Origin of the sequence: Serratia sp. MYb239, from assembly GCF_002966855.1 — a bacterium.
GTDB lineage: Bacteria > Pseudomonadota > Gammaproteobacteria > Enterobacterales > Enterobacteriaceae > Serratia_B > Serratia_B rhizosphaerae.
In genome coordinates this window covers 1,518,769-1,535,745 of record NZ_CP023268.1, presented here as the reverse complement: position 1 = coordinate 1,535,745, position 16,977 = coordinate 1,518,769, and the positions used below count along the sequence as shown (strand labels likewise).

At 46.6% G+C, this 16,977-nt stretch carries 14 protein-coding genes; 1 reads left to right on the top strand and 13 read right to left on the bottom strand.

Features of this window, described 5'->3' with window-relative positions; translation table 11 throughout:
• Window positions 1-13: 13 nt before the first annotated feature.
• From CLM71_RS07350 to galU, 12 genes are all read right to left on the bottom strand, one after another.
• Entirely contained in the window at window positions 14-1,204 is a 1,191-nt protein-coding gene (locus CLM71_RS07350) for an O-antigen ligase (RefSeq protein WP_105230425.1), read from the bottom strand.
• 121 nt (window positions 1,205-1,325) lie between these two features.
• Complete coding sequence (locus CLM71_RS07345) at window positions 1,326-2,198, bottom strand: glycosyltransferase (protein WP_105230424.1); 873 nt, start codon at window positions 2,196-2,198, stop codon at window positions 1,326-1,328.
• A gap of 31 nt (window positions 2,199-2,229) precedes the next feature.
• The gene (rfbD, locus tag CLM71_RS07340; RefSeq protein ID WP_105230423.1) at window positions 2,230-3,093 is read right to left on the bottom strand and encodes a dTDP-4-dehydrorhamnose reductase; all 864 of its coding nucleotides are present in this window, start codon (window positions 3,091-3,093) and stop codon (window positions 2,230-2,232) included.
• Window positions 3,090-3,626 carry a dTDP-4-dehydrorhamnose 3,5-epimerase gene (gene rfbC, locus CLM71_RS07335; RefSeq protein ID WP_105230422.1) on the bottom strand — a complete coding sequence of 179 codons (537 nt, stop codon included), beginning with the start codon at window positions 3,624-3,626 and terminating at the stop codon, window positions 3,090-3,092. Before rfbC ends, rfbD begins: the two co-directional genes overlap by 4 nt.
• A gap of 1 nt (window position 3,627) precedes the next feature.
• A complete protein-coding gene (gene rfbA / locus CLM71_RS07330) occupies window positions 3,628-4,497 on the bottom strand; it encodes a glucose-1-phosphate thymidylyltransferase RfbA (RefSeq protein ID WP_105230421.1) in 870 nt (289 codons plus the stop codon).
• Window positions 4,498-4,518: 21 nt separating this feature from the next.
• Window positions 4,519-5,583, bottom strand: coding sequence for a dTDP-glucose 4,6-dehydratase (rffG, locus tag CLM71_RS07325; protein ID WP_105230420.1), 1,065 nt, complete (start codon window positions 5,581-5,583; stop codon window positions 4,519-4,521).
• A gap of 25 nt (window positions 5,584-5,608) precedes the next feature.
• Window positions 5,609-7,012 (bottom strand): undecaprenyl-phosphate glucose phosphotransferase, encoded by a 1,404-nt coding sequence (gene wcaJ / locus CLM71_RS07320; protein WP_105230419.1) that lies wholly within the window; start codon window positions 7,010-7,012, stop codon window positions 5,609-5,611.
• A gap of 389 nt (window positions 7,013-7,401) precedes the next feature.
• Window positions 7,402-9,576, bottom strand: coding sequence for a tyrosine-protein kinase Wzc (gene wzc, locus CLM71_RS07315; protein WP_105230418.1), 2,175 nt, complete (start codon window positions 9,574-9,576; stop codon window positions 7,402-7,404).
• Window positions 9,577-9,593: 17 nt separating this feature from the next.
• Window positions 9,594-10,028 carry a protein tyrosine phosphatase gene (locus CLM71_RS07310; RefSeq protein ID WP_105230417.1) on the bottom strand — a complete coding sequence of 145 codons (435 nt, stop codon included), beginning with the start codon at window positions 10,026-10,028 and terminating at the stop codon, window positions 9,594-9,596.
• A gap of 21 nt (window positions 10,029-10,049) precedes the next feature.
• Window positions 10,050-11,186, bottom strand: coding sequence for a polysaccharide export protein (locus CLM71_RS07305; protein WP_105233248.1), 1,137 nt, complete (start codon window positions 11,184-11,186; stop codon window positions 10,050-10,052).
• A gap of 297 nt (window positions 11,187-11,483) precedes the next feature.
• Window positions 11,484-12,377, bottom strand: a complete 894-nt coding sequence (locus CLM71_RS07300; protein ID WP_105230416.1) for a UTP--glucose-1-phosphate uridylyltransferase — start codon at window positions 12,375-12,377, stop codon at window positions 11,484-11,486.
• Window positions 12,378-12,424: 47 nt separating this feature from the next.
• Window positions 12,425-13,324 (bottom strand): UTP--glucose-1-phosphate uridylyltransferase GalU, encoded by a 900-nt coding sequence (galU, locus tag CLM71_RS07295; protein WP_105230415.1) that lies wholly within the window; start codon window positions 13,322-13,324, stop codon window positions 12,425-12,427.
• Window positions 13,325-13,995: 671 nt separating this feature from the next.
• On the opposite strand from galU, the gene CLM71_RS07290 reads away from it, so the two are divergent.
• Window positions 13,996-15,579 carry a TerC family protein gene (locus tag CLM71_RS07290; protein WP_105230414.1) on the top strand — a complete coding sequence of 528 codons (1,584 nt, stop codon included), beginning with the start codon at window positions 13,996-13,998 and terminating at the stop codon, window positions 15,577-15,579.
• Window positions 15,580-15,612: 33 nt separating this feature from the next.
• Here CLM71_RS07290 and dcuC read toward each other — a convergent pair whose 3' ends face one another.
• Complete coding sequence (gene dcuC, locus CLM71_RS07285) at window positions 15,613-16,971, bottom strand: anaerobic C4-dicarboxylate transporter DcuC (protein ID WP_105230413.1); 1,359 nt, start codon at window positions 16,969-16,971, stop codon at window positions 15,613-15,615.
• Between the last annotated feature and the right edge of the window lie 6 nt (window positions 16,972-16,977).

Below are 16,977 nucleotides of genomic sequence, written 5' to 3'. Positions count from 1 at the left end.
AGTATGTTGTTAATTAATCTCTATGAAAGTCATCAATAAAATGAAATCTTGTAAATAAGAAAATAATGATCCCTCCAGACGCACCGAATAGAAACGGATTGACAGAACCAGAAAGTAACCAAACAGTGAAGCAGACTAATGGCATAAAGAGATTCTTTACACTTTTTACACCATTGACGTTCAGAGCATTCATAATACAACCGGACAGAAAAAGGAAAAGTAATACACTGGCACCAATAATACCAAAGTCCATCACAATAGAGAGTGTTTGTGTCTCATACAGATATGGTGTTGTTGTCGATCTCAATGCATTAGGAATAAAATATCCCATCCCATGCCCCAACAGCGGGTGCGTAGATATAGCATTAAATAAGGCACGATTCTGGAATATACGCTCTTGGTCTGAAGCAGAGTTTATTTTGCTATTGTTCAAACGAGAATCGATAAGCGTAAATATCACATCCCCTACAGGGGTAAAGAAGAGAACAATACCAATAACGATCATGGTAAGCACGGATATTTTAACTATCTTGGAGAAGCTCGCCTCAAGCAAAACTGCCAACCCGATAAAGAATACACCCTGCGCCCAAAAAGCACGAGATAAGGTCAACGCAAGTGATATTATCAACAAAATAAAGATGTATTTCGTTGCCGCACCACCCCGACCCAAGATCAAATCTTTAGTTATAAAATAAAGCATAATGGGCACTACCGAATCCATCGGTATTTGAAGGCGGGTTAGGAAGGTATCTCCTACCCCCAACTTCATCATGCTTATATCCCACGCATCACGAATCCAAGTGATGATATCTAAGGCACTAATCCCTGTAACAACAGCAAAGACGAGAATAAATATCTTTGCAGCCCCAATGAATGATAAACATATCTTTAGCGAGTTATAAATTATCTCTCTATTGGAAATACTATAACGACCGCACTCGATGAGAAAAAGGGCAACAATAGCTGCAAGCAAAATATCTCGCGCATGCCCAAATATATTACCTATATTATTATTCATCTGCATTGAGTACAATGCAGCAGCAACTAAGAAAATCAAATAAGGCACAATGGCGATTGCAAATCTGGCAAATATTTTCTTTTGAGTAAAAAGATAAAATATGATCGAAACTATAATTAATGGGCTACGTAAAATAAGTAGATATATTGTAGATTTAATAAAAAAACTAGAGTTTATTTTAGACATATTTGCCATCTTCGTTTAACTAAAAAAAATGCTCTATGTTGGTTAACAATCAAACGTCAATAATAGATGATTCAATATATAACAACATATCATAACATTTTTTTATGCAATTAGCACTGTCTTATCTGTTTATCAATTTCTTAACAATAAACTTGGGGTTTAGTTTAATTAAACTCCAATAGGCAGCACGTGGTAAAGATGCTTTCTTATTACTCATATCAATAAGAAAGTGCATATATCTATTATCATTACCTTGATACATATGGTTATTCCTAGACAATAAGTCTGTCAACGCATGACTTAATGGGTAACTTTTCGACACCCTTTCATCATTAATACCATGATCGTGGTGCATAACATATTTCTTTTCTTTAGTTCGTAAAAAACCACCGTATCTGAAGGATAATCGTAGCCAAGTATCCCAATCCTGCAAACGTCTCACTTCAGGATTAAAGCCACCTATATCTCTTAAACGAGACGTCAATGTAAATATCTGATTAGATGCAACATTGTCAAATAGCATTGCTTTGTAATCGGCAAAGTAGGTGTCTTCATTTTTATTATAGAATGCTTTCTGTTTCCCATCAGAAAATTGCTCTATAAAATCACAACAGATAAAAGAATATTTATTTTTCCAACGGTTAACCAAGTAACTGATACGATCGGGAGAGAATTCATCATCATCATCTAATCCGGTAATAAACTTTCCTGTTGCACGGAATATCCCAAGATTCCTTGTCGCACAAGCTCCTTTATTACTCTCGTTACGCAAATAAATGACACTAGTATCATTTTTCACTAGGTCATTCATAAAATCCTGTGTTCCATCCGTAGATGCATCATCACAAACGAGGAGTTCTATATTGGCGTAGTCTTGAGCCTTAACCGAGCTAATTGCCCTCTTCAATCGCTCAAGTCTATTGAAGGTTGAAATATAAACACTTACCTTGGGCAAATCATTTTCAAAATTTTCAACGTTAATGTTGACGCTCATACATCCCTCTCAATAACAAATATCTTAACTGTCATTTATTTTTGATTCTATGCAAAACGAATATGAGACTTGTGGATAAACTAACTCCATGCACGCCAACCTTACCAATCTTTTCATTTGATAAGACAGAATATTGGGGCCTTGCAGCTAAAGTTTTAAAATCTTTTGTGCCTATACTATTAACAATGACATTTTTATTTAGAAGCTGAGTTTCACTAGCCAATTCGAAAATTTTCTTGGCAAAGTCAAACCAACTCATATCCTCTGAACCACAATAATGGTAAATACCACCTTTAACATTATTCTTTAAAAGCTCAATAATTGCGGCAGCAATATCCCCCGCGTAAGTAGGGCAACCATATTGATCTGAAACAACCCCCAAGGAGTCCCGTTCCTGACCCAAACGCAGCATGGTCTTAACAAAGTTATTTCCGTACTCGCTATAGACCCAAGCCGTACGAATGATAATTGCGTCCGGTAGAGCAGCTATCACGGCCTGTTCACCTGCTAACTTGGTTTTGCCATAAACACCAAGAGGGTTGGTTGCCGCACTTTCAACATAGGGTGTCTTTGCCGAACCATCAAAGACATAATCAGTAGATACGTGAATTAAACGCGCCCCAGCCTCTTTTGCCGCCAAAGCCAGATTACACGGCCCAATCTCGTTAATTAAAGCCGCCAGCTCATGTTCAGATTCGGCTTTATCAACAGCGGTATAAGCTGCTGCATTCACAATAACATCGGGCTTAAAACGTAATACAGCCTCGTGGACTTTCACACCGTCAGTGATATCCAGTTGCTCTGAGTCTGTCGCCCAAACCTCCCACCCCTGAGGCAAACGGTCTTGAAAACAGCTCCCCAACTGCCCCTTCGAACCGGTTAGCAATACTTTCATTTCACCAACTCCTTGAGCAGTTTACCCACTTTGTCCTTTTCAGATAGCAACGGATTTTCAAGTGGCCATTCAATTCCTACATCAGGATCATTCCACAACAAACACCCTTCATGGCTAGGATTATAATAATCGGTGCACTTATATTCGAAATCTGCAATATCGGACAGTACAACAAAACCATGTGCCAAACCTGGCGGCACCCAAAATTGGGTCTTGTTCTCTTCCGACAGGATCACTCCTTCCCACTGGCCGAACGTCGGCGAGTCAGGACGAATATCGACGGCGACATCAAAGACTTCTCCCCGTACCACACGCACCAGCTTGCCCTGAGGATTCACCTTTTGGAAATGTAAACCTCGCAACACGCCCTTGGCAGAACGCGAATGGTTATCCTGCACAAAATCAAGGTCGATATTCAGCATTTCCTGGTAGCGTTTTTTCTCGAAAGTTTCCAGGAAAAAACCGCGCGCGTCGCCAAACACCTTAGGTTGAATAATTTTGACGCCGCTAATTTTGCTATCAGTTACTTGCATGTTATTTCTCCCGGATGATATGTGCGAGATATTGCCCATACAGCGTTTTACTCAGGAGCTTAGCCTCATCGGCTACCTGCTCACGTGACAGCCAGCCCTTGCGGAAAGCAATCTCTTCCAGACACGCCACTTTGAAGCCCTGACGCTTTTCAATGGTGTGGATAAACTGCGACGCCTCGATCAGGCTGTCGTGGGTACCGGTATCCAGCCAGGCAAAACCACGGCCCAGCAGCTCAACGTTCAGCTTGCCCTGATCCAGGTACATCTGGTTCAGCGTGGTGATTTCCAGTTCACCGCGTGAAGAAGGTTTTACCTGCTTCGCCATTTCAACAACGTTTTCGTCATAGAAATAGAGGCCGGTCACCGCCCAGTTGGATTTTGGCACCGATGGTTTTTCTTCCAGCGACAGCGCACGGAACCGATCGTCAAATTCAACGACACCAAAGCGCTCTGGGTCCATAACCTGATAGCCGAATACCGTAGCACCTTCATTACGCGCAACGACACTTTCCAATTTGGCACCAAAACTCTGGCCAAAGTAGATATTATCGCCCAATACCAGCGCGCAGCGATCGCCATTGATAAACTCTTCGCCAATCAGGAACGCCTGTGCCAGGCCGTCTGGACTTGGCTGAATTTCATAGCTCAGATTAATACCAAAGCGGCTGCCGTCACCCAGCAGGCGCTGGAAGGAAGGCATATCTTCTGGTGTGGAAATAATCAGGATATCGCGAATCCCAGCCAGCATCAGCACGGAGATCGGATAATACACCATTGGCTTATCATAGATAGGCAGCAGTTGTTTTGAAACACCGCGAGTAATTGGATATAAACGTGTGCCAGAGCCACCCGCTAAGACAATACCTTTCATAATGAAACTCCTAGTTAAAAATTAGCGGGTCAGTCCTAAACGTTCACCGGCATAAGAACCATCTTTAACACGGCTCCACCAGGCTTCATTAGCCAGATACCATTCCACAGTTTTTTTGATGCCGCTTTCGAAGGTTTCCTGCGGTTTCCAACCCAACTCACGGTCAATTTTGGACGCATCGATCGCATAACGCATATCGTGACCAGGACGGTCAGCAACGTAGGTGATCAAGTCTTCATAAAGGGTGACGTTTGCTGGCTTGTTCGGCACCAGCTCATCCAACAGACGGCAGATAGTTTGCACAACCTCGATATTTTTACGCTCGTTATGCCCGCCGATATTGTAGGTTTCACCGACTTCGCCTTCGGTCACCACTTTGTATAGCGCACGCGCATGGTCTTCCACATACAACCAGTCACGGATCTGAGCGCCGTTGCCATATACTGGCAGCGGTTTACCATCCAGCGCATTTAGGATAACCAGAGGAATCAGTTTTTCCGGGAAATGATAAGGGCCATAGTTATTCGAGCAGTTGGTCACAATAGTCGGCAACCCATAAGTACGCAGCCACGCTCGAACCAGATGGTCGCTGGAGGCTTTTGACGCTGAATATGGGCTGCTTGGCGCGTATGGCGTGGTTTCCGTAAACAAATCATCAGTGCCGTGCAGATCGCCGTAGACTTCATCGGTAGAGATATGGTGGAAGCGGAACGCCTGCTTCGCATCGCCATCCAGCGTATTCCAATACTGACGCGTCGCTTCCAGCAGCGTATAGGTTCCAACTACGTTGGTCTCAATAAATGCTGCCGGACCATCGATCGAACGGTCTACGTGGCTCTCGGCCGCCAGGTGCATCACCGCATCAGGTTTGAACTCACTAAATATGCGGTCCAGTTCGCTACGGTTACAGATATCAACATGTTCGAATTTAAAACGCGCGTTGTCGGCGACTATTTTTAGCGATTCCAGATTCCCCGCATAAGTAAGACTGTCTACAACCAGAATTTCATCCGTGGTATCGTTAATAATATGGCGAACCACCGCTGAACCTATAAAACCAGCACCACCGGTAACGATAATATTCATAACACCCTCAATTTATAATTATCAATTAATACGCTGACTTGTTGATAAAACCTTTAAAAACGGTCAAGAATATAATTTTCAGATCCATCCACAAACTCCAGTTCTGAATATAGTAGAGATCATATTCAACCCGTTTTTCCATTTTCTCCAATACGTCCGTTTCACCGCGCCAGCCATTAATTTGTGCCCATCCAGTAATACCTGGTTTCATCTTATGACGAAGCATATAACCCTTGATTAATTTGCGGTATTGTTCATTGTGAGCTACGGCATGAGGGCGAGGGCCAACAATCGACATATCCCCAGTAATCACGTTAAAAAACTGAGGTAGTTCATCCAATGAAGTGCGGCGCAACAGACTACCAAATGGCGTGATGCGACTATCGCCTTTTTTCGCCTGAACGACTTTGTCACCATTTTCCATCACAGTCATACTACGAAATTTCCATACCTTAATCGCCCGCCCATCAATACCGTAGCGCAACTGCTTGAACAAGATAGGTCCGGGTGATGTTACCTTAATGATAAGAGCAATGGTCAACAATACCGGAGAAATAAACAAAAGAATACAAGTAGAGAATATGATATCCTCGATACGTTTCAGCACCATGTTTACACCGCTCATCGGCGTATCATACAGAGAAATGACAGGTACACCGTAAATCATTTCGCTTCTGGAGTGTAATACATTAAAGGTGAAAATATCTGGAATCAACATCACCGTACATGTGCTATCGGACAATGCAGAAAGAATATAGTTAATTTCTTTTGACTTCTCCATCGGCAATGCTATATAGACTCGATCTATATTATTTTTATTCACCTGGGCAATCAATTCATCAATATTTCCCAAATGATTCATTTCCAATTTGTCGTATCCCTGAACCTTCCCATTTGTGGAGAAATATCCCACCAGATTCAGTCCAAGCCAAGGTGCATTCTTGATACTCTCAGCTAAATGTATACCAGAAGCTAGATCACCAACCATGACAACCTCACGGTTGTTGTAACCCATTTTTCGCAGGTGTCCAAGAATAACACGAATAAATGTACGGAAAAATACAAATAGTACTAACGATAAAAAGAACCACAAAACATAAAATTTCAGTGCGATATCAATTTCTTTGATAAACGTGATAATACAAACTGTAAAGATAACACTTAACAACCAGTTCCTTAATAAAAACTGCAACTCCAATCTGAAACTAACGCCACGCCACGAACGATAAAAGTCGGTCATCCCCCCGATCATTTGAAAAATAACCAAGCAAACCAAAGCTACAATACCGTGGGCAAGGTCGATCTTCTGATGAGAAATATAACCTACCAACGTCATACCAACCAGCATACTGAATATATCGGAAAAACGCTGTAGCATTGAGATAATTGAAGCGTTGGAGTGCGTCATGCTTCTAGTTGATTCATTCATTATTTATCTCTTTCCCCATTAACTTGCCAAAGACGTATGGGCACATTAGTTTATTTTTAACGTATATAATACTGCCTGCTGCATATATTAGATATTTATATTTTTTCATAAAAGAGTCAAAAAAAATAACTTGAGTCACATCATATAAACACCACCAGCATATGGCTGGAAAACTATAGGGTTGAATTTAACAAATTAACCAAAAGAAGGGTCTATTGATGAAGTATTATTTCCAACACCCAACAGATATATAATACACAGAAGGTTTGCGAAAGATATTATCAGATTCATGGCGAATAAGGTTTTACATTCAGTCACGGGAGCTTGATTTTTAATTAGCATCACTCCTGATAATGACCGGTATCGAATCGATACCGGTCATCAGTTTTTTATTTTTGTGAGTTATAATCATAACTATAGTGATCATAACCATAGCTATAGTAGTTGGAAAGTTTACGAACTACAGCATTCAGAATCACACCTTTAATTTCAATGCCATTTTGTTCAAAACGTCTGATACTCACTTCAACTTCTTTTGGACTGTTCAATTCGAATCGAGCAACCAACAATGATGTTCCTGCGTGCTTACCGATAATCGCCGCATCAGTTACCGCTAGGATTGGCGGTGTATCCACTAATACCAGATCGTAATTTTCAGAAGCCCAGTTTAAAACTTCTTCAAAACGGCGATGCATCAGCAATTCAGAAGGGTTCGGTGGAATCTGGCCGCGCGAGATAAAATCAAACACATTGGATTCCGTGTGCTGAACCGCATTGTCAATCGACAGTTTTCCTGCCAATACGCCTGACAGCCCTTTATGACCGTCAGCACCAATCAGTTCATGCACATACCCCTTACGCATATCGCTATCGATTAACAGCACGCGCTGTCCGGTTTGTGCCACAACAGCCGCTAAGTTAGCGCTGATAAATGTTTTACCGATGCCAGGACTGGCGCCGGAAATCATCAGCACGTTATTTTTTGCCTCCATCATCGCAAAATGCAAACTGGTACGTAGGCTGCGAATCGCTTCAATTGCCAGATCAGCTGGGTTACCAAAAGCCAACAGTGAGTCGGCATCCGCATTCTTTTTCTTACCTTTCAGTTTAGAGATCAATTCCATATCACGTTTACGCTGCCATTCGGAAAGCGGCACGCTCGCATAAACGTTGATCCCCATAGCTTCCAACTGCTCAGGACTCTCAATACCACGGTGTAGATATACGCGGACTAATACATAGCCACAAGAAACCAATCCCCCCAGTACAATGCTTAAAAATAAGGTAATGGCCTCTCGCGGTTTAACAGGCTTATCAGCCGTCATGGCACGGTCAACAATACGAACATTGCCAATGGTGCTGGCTTTAGAGATATTCAACTCCTGCTCACGATTAAGCAGTTGCATATAAACCTCTTTGCCGGAATCCACATCACGGCTTAAACGCACCACTTCCTGCTGCGTTTCAGGCATTGCATTGACACGTTTGTTGAGACGGTCCCTTTCTTCTTCCAGTGTCTTACGCTTCTCGGTCAATGCACGATAGGCTGGGTGCTCTTTGGTATATAATTTGGAAATGTCAGCTTCTTTGAACGTCAGTTCATTTAACTGACTTTCCACAGCGACAATACTGTCAAGGATAGACTTAGCTTCCATCGACAGATCAACGGAGTCTTTTTGCTGACGATAACGACTTAACTTGTCTTCAGCACTATCCAGCGAGGCACGTACTTTCGGCAACTGCATACGCAAGAAGACCAGGCTTTTTGCATCTTCTTCCGATTTACGCTCGATATTTTGCTCAAGGTAATTACGCGTAATGCTGTCGAGAATTTTTTGGATCAGAACAGGATTATCACCCGTCAGCGTCAAACCTAATACGCCGGTATCTTTACCTTGATCGACAACATCATACTGCTCAGACAACTGATTGATTGCTGACAAAAAGGTTTTAGACCTGATGGTGAAACTTGTACCCGGCTCTGCAACGATATCGCTGACCAGAATTGAGACGCCCTTTTCCTGAGCAAATACACCGACTTTACCTTTAAACAACTCATCGCCATCTTTACTGATGGTGTATCCCGTTGCGCTGTCGACAGTAAGCGTCAGTTCAGGAGAATCCCAACTCTTTGGCACACTAAATTTGGATACAGCCAGTTGCCCCGGCTCCTCATGCATGAGACGCGCCAAACCTCGACCAAAAATTGGGAAATAGTCCTGCTGAATATCCGTAGTCAAATTCAGATCTTCAACGGTTTTCCCCAGGATCATACGGGATTTCAGCAGTTCAATTTCGGGTGCCGATTCAGGCTGGCCGGAAGGCAACATCTGATTAATATTGCTCAACAACTTGTTACCAACATTTTGCTCAACCTGAACAATAGAGTTGGCACTGTATATCGGCGTTGCAAACAAACAATATATAATCCCGAAAGTCAGGAAAATTGCCGTAATACCTATAATCAGCCAGCGGTTGTCAATCAGTTCCCCCAATAGACGACCGATGTCCAGTTCATCGGAACTGTCATTTTGAGACACATTTACTCTATTCTTATCTGCCATTGGTAATCCTGATTGACTTAACGACTTAATGCATGAACCCATTTCTGGGCCGATTTATCAAGGAGGCCATATACAAACTCAAAGGCTTCACGAGACTGTTTATAAGGATCCGCAATCTCTCTTTGTTGAAGCCAGTGGCCATAGAGCATTGTTTTACCCCTTACTTCTGGTGCTAGACGGCAAACCGAATCAATGTGCCCCTTCTCCATCACCAAAATCAGATCGTATTCACGACACATTTCCGCAGTCAGCTGTTGTGCTTTATGCCCTTCAAGGGAAACACCGTGCACCAATGCAACATCTGCGGCAGTAACATCTGCGGGCTTATCAACCAAAGCACCTAATCCCGCTGAAGCTATTTTCTTGTTTGGCAATAAATTTTTCAGTAACCGCTCCCCAGTAGGGGAACGGCAAATATTACCGACACAAACGACTAATATCGAGTCAAACATATGCTGTCACCTATCTACACTCTATGGCCAATTGCGAATGCGCAATGAACCTTCGCTCAGATTGTTAAAGCCGCTGATCGTTGGCACCAATTGACTGATAACACGGTTCCAACGAACGACAGGTGCAGTGGTTACATAAACGATATCGTAAGGCTGCAGATGGAACTCCGTACCCATGACCATGGCCGCAGCATCTGAAGCATTCAGCTGATAGATGTTTGCCAGCTTACTACCTTCCGTACCACGCAGTGGTCGAATAACAAATACCCCGGTAGCATCAGACATCGATTGGTCCATACCTTCAGCATTTCCTAACGCCTCAGTCAGCGTCATGCCGCTACGGTCCATTTTCAACGTAGTCTGTTTTTTCACTTCGCCCATAACGAAAATTTTCAGATCGTCGTTACGAGGAACATAGAGAATATCGCCAGGATAAAGTAGATGATTCTGAGAGAGGTCGCCGCGCTGCATCAGCGCCTGCAAAGAAATGCGTTTTTCCTTGCCGTTATGCGTCAATACCACATTACGCCAGTCGGCGTTTTCCGCCAGGCCGCCCGCAGCGTTAATGGCATCCATCACGGTCAACGGCACATTGGTAATAGCCTGCTTGCCGGAGGTGGCTACTTCACCCGTCACATACACTTTTTGTGAGCGGAAGGCAGCAATGCTGACATCGACCTGTGGGCTTTCAATGTACTGCGCCAACCTATTGGCAATATCACTGCGCACTTGACTAATTGTCTTGCCAACGACTTTCACTTTGCCAATATAGGGATAGAAAATAGTACCGTCAGAGTTCACCCAGTTACCGGTGTCACTGGCGCTACGATATTGGCCAGCCGGCGTAGTCAGTTCAGGGTGATCCCAAACGGTAACCATCAATACGTCACCAACGCCGATGCGATATTGATAATTCTGCAACTCGCGTTCTAGCGCAGAATTAGGCTGAGCTACAACCGGCTTCGGTCGCATTTTCTCAACCAGAGAAGGGGTCATAGGATAAATATTAACCAGTTTGTCGATGTCAAAATCGCTATCCTGCTGCTTGACCACATCTTTTCCACTGGTTGAAAGGTGAGAGCCGGGCACGAGTGTACAACCGCTGATCACACTGATCGACACCAAAAGAGGTATCAGTTTCCATTGTTTTTTTGCCATCGAATTATCATCACTTTCAAAGTAAAAAATGGTTGCTGTGCTAAGTCCCAAGCCGGCCATGGCGTTTATTACGGCACTCAGCAAAATGATTAGTCAGTCAATCGTCCATATGTATTAGTTCATACGTACCCATTGAACAAACGTTGAATTCAAATCTGCTATGCAAGAACAACTGAAAAGCATTATTACACAAATGCTCGATGAAAGAGTACGGCAGTCTGAATGTCCTTTCACCAAGCATGTTCAAAAATCAAGCGCATAGCCAGCTGATATCTGCGAACAGCAGAGTTACCAGTACTACAGCGCTAACTGTTCAGCCCATGCGCGAAACGCTTTTCCCTGGGTCGGATGGCGTAAACCATAGGTGACAAATGCGCGCAAATAGCCCATTTTTTCACCGCAATTAAACGACTCCCCTACCAATTCGGTCGCCTCAACCGGCTGCTGCTTTAACAGTCCTGCGATCGCATCAGTGAGCTGGATACGCCCCCACGCGCCCGGTTCGGTTTGTTCTAAAACCGGCCAGATATCAGCATTAAGCACATAACGCCCCACCGCCGAATAGTTAGATTTCAGCTGCACATCGCGGCTCGGTTTCTCAATAATGGACGTCATTCGGGAAGTTTCACCCGGTTTCAGCGTATCTGCTTCACATTCGACAACCGAATAATCATGCAGCACATGTTCGTCTGCCGTCTGCACCAGTACCTGACTCAGCCCTGTCTGTTCGAAACGGGCGATCATATGTGGCAGGTTATCCTTGCTCAAATCAGCGCGCGCATCATCAAGCAGCACATCCGGCAACAACACGACGAAAGGTGAATCACCGACTAGCGGCTTGGCACACAATACCGCATGCCCCAAACCTTTTGGCTGCCCTTGACGAATATGCATCAGCGTTACCCCTTTCGGCGCAATAGATTGCACTTCATCAAGTAGCTGACGCTTAACACGCGCTTCCAGCATCGCCTCCAGCTCAAATGAGGTGTCGAAATGATTCTCAATGGCATTTTTCGATGAATGCGTTACCAGGATAATCTCCTTGATCCCGGCAGCAACGCACTCATTAACGATATACTGAATGAGCGGCTTATCGACGATCGGCAACATTTCTTTAGGAATGGCTTTCGTTGCCGGCAGCATACGCATGCCGAGACCGGCAACGGGAATGACAGCTTTCAACTTCGTCATAGTAATCCTCTTTCAATCTTGTGACCGTTTTTAAGCCAACAGCGAAACTATTTGCTTTCCAGAGTCTGCTTCAGCCACTGGCTGAAACCTTCACCTTCGGAAGCGTGACGCAGACCATATTGTACGAAGGCCTTCATATAGCCCAATTTATCACCGCAATCGTGTGATTGACCACTCATATGGAAGGCTTCTACGGTTTCCTGCCCCATCAGCATAGCAATCGCATCGGTCAACTGGATTTCGTCACCGGCGCCCGGTGGCGTTTTCTCCAACAGCGGCCAGATATCCGCCGACAGCACATAGCGCCCGACAACGGCCAGGTTAGATGGTGCTTCTTCACGGGCTGGCTTCTCCACCACCGCGGTCATTGGCGCACTTTCACCAGCCGCCAGCGATGCGCCGCCGCAATCCACCACGCCATATTTAGACACGTCCTGTTCCGGCACCGGCTCAACCATAATCTGGCTATAGCCCGTCTGCTCAAAACGCTGCAGCATTTTAGCCAGGTTCTCTTTACGCAGATCAGCCGTAGCATCATCCAACAAAACATCCGGCAGCAAGACAACGAAAGGCTCATCGCCTACCATCGGTTTAGCACACAATACCGCATGGCCCAAGCCTTTAGCCTGCCCCTGACGCACCTGCATCACCGTCACATCCGGCGGGCAGATCCCCTGAATTTCCGCCAACAGTTGACGCTTGACCCGCGATTCCAATACAGCTTCCAACTCAAAAGAGGTGTCAAAGTGGTTTTCAATCGCATTTTTGGAAGAGTGGGTAACTAAAACAATGTCTTTGATCCCAGCAGCCACACATTCACTGACGATATATTGGATAAGTGGCTTATCGACCACCGGCAACATTTCTTTAGGAATAGCCTTCGTTGCAGGCAGCATTCGCGTACCCAATCCAGCTACCGGAATCACTGCTTTCAGTCTCTTTTGCATGCTTTAATCCACCAACAAATTACAAAATATAGAGCCACGCATACAGGCTAAATCAGCACTCCAACGGGGGATATCGGAAAAATCCATGTCACAAAGGGAGAGAATCCGAATTGTCGAGGAAAAAGCGTTCAGGCACGCTACCGCCCTTGGCTTTCAGCTACCAATGCACTGTATACACGTTCATGTGGCAGGCGGATGATTCCCATCACGCCTGGTCAGTCAACCCATGTGCTCTGGAGCATTTAATGCAGAGCATGTCACAAAAAAGTAAAAAAGCTCTACGTCCTTTATAACGAAACGGTGATACTTGTTCACTTTTATATATGGCTAAGATTCTTATACTAATGACTTACTGAAACAAGCCTTAGATAGGGTCAGACAAGTCTTTTCAGAATAAGACTACTTATTGCCGGAAATATCCCTACTTTTCCTGCAAAATTTTATCATAATTAAATGATAAATAAGACTTTATTTTAAAGCTATAGCGTTCGGTAGGTTATGAAATAACCGGTTGTCGTGCGGATAACCGCCAATGCATTCCATCTTTCTCTAGGCTGCACCCCCCCCGATTTTTCCCGCCTCACCTCAGAGTGACAGTTGAATTTTTCTTGAGCTGCACGCATCCTTCTTTATGGGGATAGCCCCGTAAACTCAAAGGTATAATCAGACTTATGGAATGGATCGCCGATCCGACAATCTGGGCAGGTTTGGCCACGCTGGTGGTGTTGGAAATCGTCCTGGGGATAGACAATCTGGTGTTTATAGCCATTCTGGCGGAGAAGCTCCCCAAAGAGCAGCGCGACAAGGCGCGGGTGGTTGGCCTGTTGCTGGCGTTGCTGATGCGTCTGGTGCTTCTCGCTTCCATTTCCTGGCTGGCTACCTTGACCAAACCCCTGTTTGCCGTACTCGGCCATCCGTTCAGCGGCCGCGATCTGATCATGCTGGTCGGCGGTATCTTCCTGCTGTTTAAAGCCACCATGGAGCTGAACGAAAGGCTGGAAGGAAAAGACGAAGAACAGCATGGCCGGCGTAAAGGCGCCCGCTTCTGGCCGGTGGTGGCGCAAATCGTAGTATTGGATGCGGTCTTCTCACTGGATTCGGTGATTACCGCAGTCGGCATGGTCGATCACCTGGCGGTGATGATGCTGGCGGTGTGTATCGCGATCGGTCTGATGCTGTTGGCCAGCAAGCCGCTGACGCGCTTTGTCAATGCACACCCCACCATTGTGATTTTGTGCCTCAGCTTCCTGCTGATGATCGGCTTCAGCCTGGTGGCGGAAGGTTTCGGCTACCACATTCCGAAAGGTTACCTGTACGCGGCCATCGGCTTCTCGGTGATGATTGAAGCGCTTAACCAGCTGGCGCAGTTTAACCGTCGCCGCTTCCTGTCGCAGGTGCGGCCGCTGCGTGAACGCACGGCGGAAGCGGTATTGCGCATGTTAAGCGGCAGGCATGAAGATGCGGAAATCGACCGCGACGCCGCGCAGCTGATCCCTGACAGCGACGAAGGGAAAGAGATTTTCAACCAGCAGGAACGTCATATGATTGAGCGGGTGCTGGGCATGGCGCAGCGCACCGTCAGCAGCATCATGACCTCGCGTCATGATGTTGAATACCTGGAGCTCAACGATCCGCAGGAAAAGCTCAGGCAGCTATTGGAAAGAAACCAGCACACGCGCATCGTGGTGGCCGAAGACAGCGCCAGTGACGAACCGCTCGGTGTGATACACACCATCGACGTATTGAAACAGCAGTTGGCTCAGCAGGAGCTTGATCTGCGCACGCTGATCCATCAGCCGCTGATCTTCCCGGAACAGCTGACGCTGCTCGGCGCGCTGGAACAGTTCCGCCAGGCGCAAACCCACTTTGCCTTTGTCGTCGACGAGTTCGGTTCGGTGGAAGGCGTAGTCACCCTCACCGACGTGATGGAGACCATTGCCGGCAATTTGCCGGAGGCTGGTGAAGAGCTGGATCCACGGCATGATATTGAGCAATTGGAAGACGGCAGCTGGATAGCCAACGGCTATATGCCACTGGAAGATCTGACAATTTACCTGCCGCTGCCGCTGGAGGAAAAACGAGAGTACCATACGCTGGCCGGGCTGCTGATGGAGCACTGTCAGCGTATTCCACAGGAAGGCGAGCAGTTGACCATTGGCGACTATCTGTTTGAGCCGCTGTACATCAGCAGCCACCGCATTATCAAGGTGAAAATCACCCCGCTTCAGCAGCCGGACCCTGATTACGAAGTGTAAATAGCCGGGCGCCGCACGCCCGGCGCAAGAACGTTACAGCCGTACCGGCACCAGGATTTCAGTGGCGACAATCACCACAATAAGCCCGACGATCACCGGCACCGAGGTGCGTTTGACCACTTCCATCGGCGAGATTTTCGCCATCCCCGCAACCGCGACCACCACGCCGGAAACCGGCGACAGCGTGCGGCCAAGGTTGGAAGCCTGCAGCATTGGGATTACCAGGTAAGCCGGATTGACGCCCATTTGCGCGGCGAGTTTGGGGATCAGCTCCACAAACGCGTAAAACGGCGCATTACCGGAACCGGTGGCCATCGCCGCCAGCATGGTAATCGTCACCAGCACCAGCATCATGATAATGCCGCCGGTACCGAAGGACTGCGCGGTATCGATCAGACCGCTGATAAAGCCGACGGTGCTCAGCCCTTGGGCAAAGACGCCTGCCGCCACCAACAGCATCACCACGCCGGCGAACGCATCCGCCATGCCGCGGTAAGCCACTTCCAGCCCGCTGAACACGGCTTTGGCGTCAAAGCTGCGGATAAACTCAATCAGCGCGGCCAGCAGCATGCACAGCACCAGCACGGTAATAATATGCAGTTCCGGCCCCCACTTGCCGTCGAAAACCAGCACGCCGAGGATCGGCGTAAAGGGCAAAATGGCGTAAAAGCCGGGCGCCGTCGTCACAATCTCGCTGACGTCCATCACGTGATGCTGTTCGTTGCTTTTCCTGTCCAGATAGCGCTGCCAAAAGAAGTGTGCAATGGCCATACAGGCAATGGCAGCCACGGAGATCGGCAACGTGGTTTTAAAAGCGAAGTCCACCAGCGGCATTTCCGCTGCTTTGGCCGCCAGCACCACATCGCCGGAGGTCGGAGCCAGAATGATCGCCGCCGGCGAGGCGCAGATCGCCGCCGCCGCGCCGCGGCTGATGCCCACATTGACCATCAGCGGGAACAGCGTCGCCATCAGCAGCACGCCCAGCCCGGTCGCCGACGACACGGCCAGCGACATCAGACAGGCAACAATATAGGCGGCCACCATCAGTACATAAGGGGAGTTGATCATCTGCAACGGGCGGGAGGCCAGCTTGACCACCATATCGTTAGCGCCGATATGCGTCATATAGGCGGCAAAACCGCACAGCATCATGATCATCATGCCGAGATCGCCACCGCGACTCATCAGCAGGATTTTGACGTACTCAATAATATCCGTGGCGCGCCAGCCGGTTGAACTTGCGCTGGCCGGCAGCACGCTTTTACCCATCAGCGCACTGATGATCAACAGTATCAATCCGCCGACCAGCAGCACGCCGGTGGCCGAATACCCTTTGATGATATAGCGCACGACGCCTGCCGCTACCCCAACCCCAATCAGAAGCTCAATCATAAACCC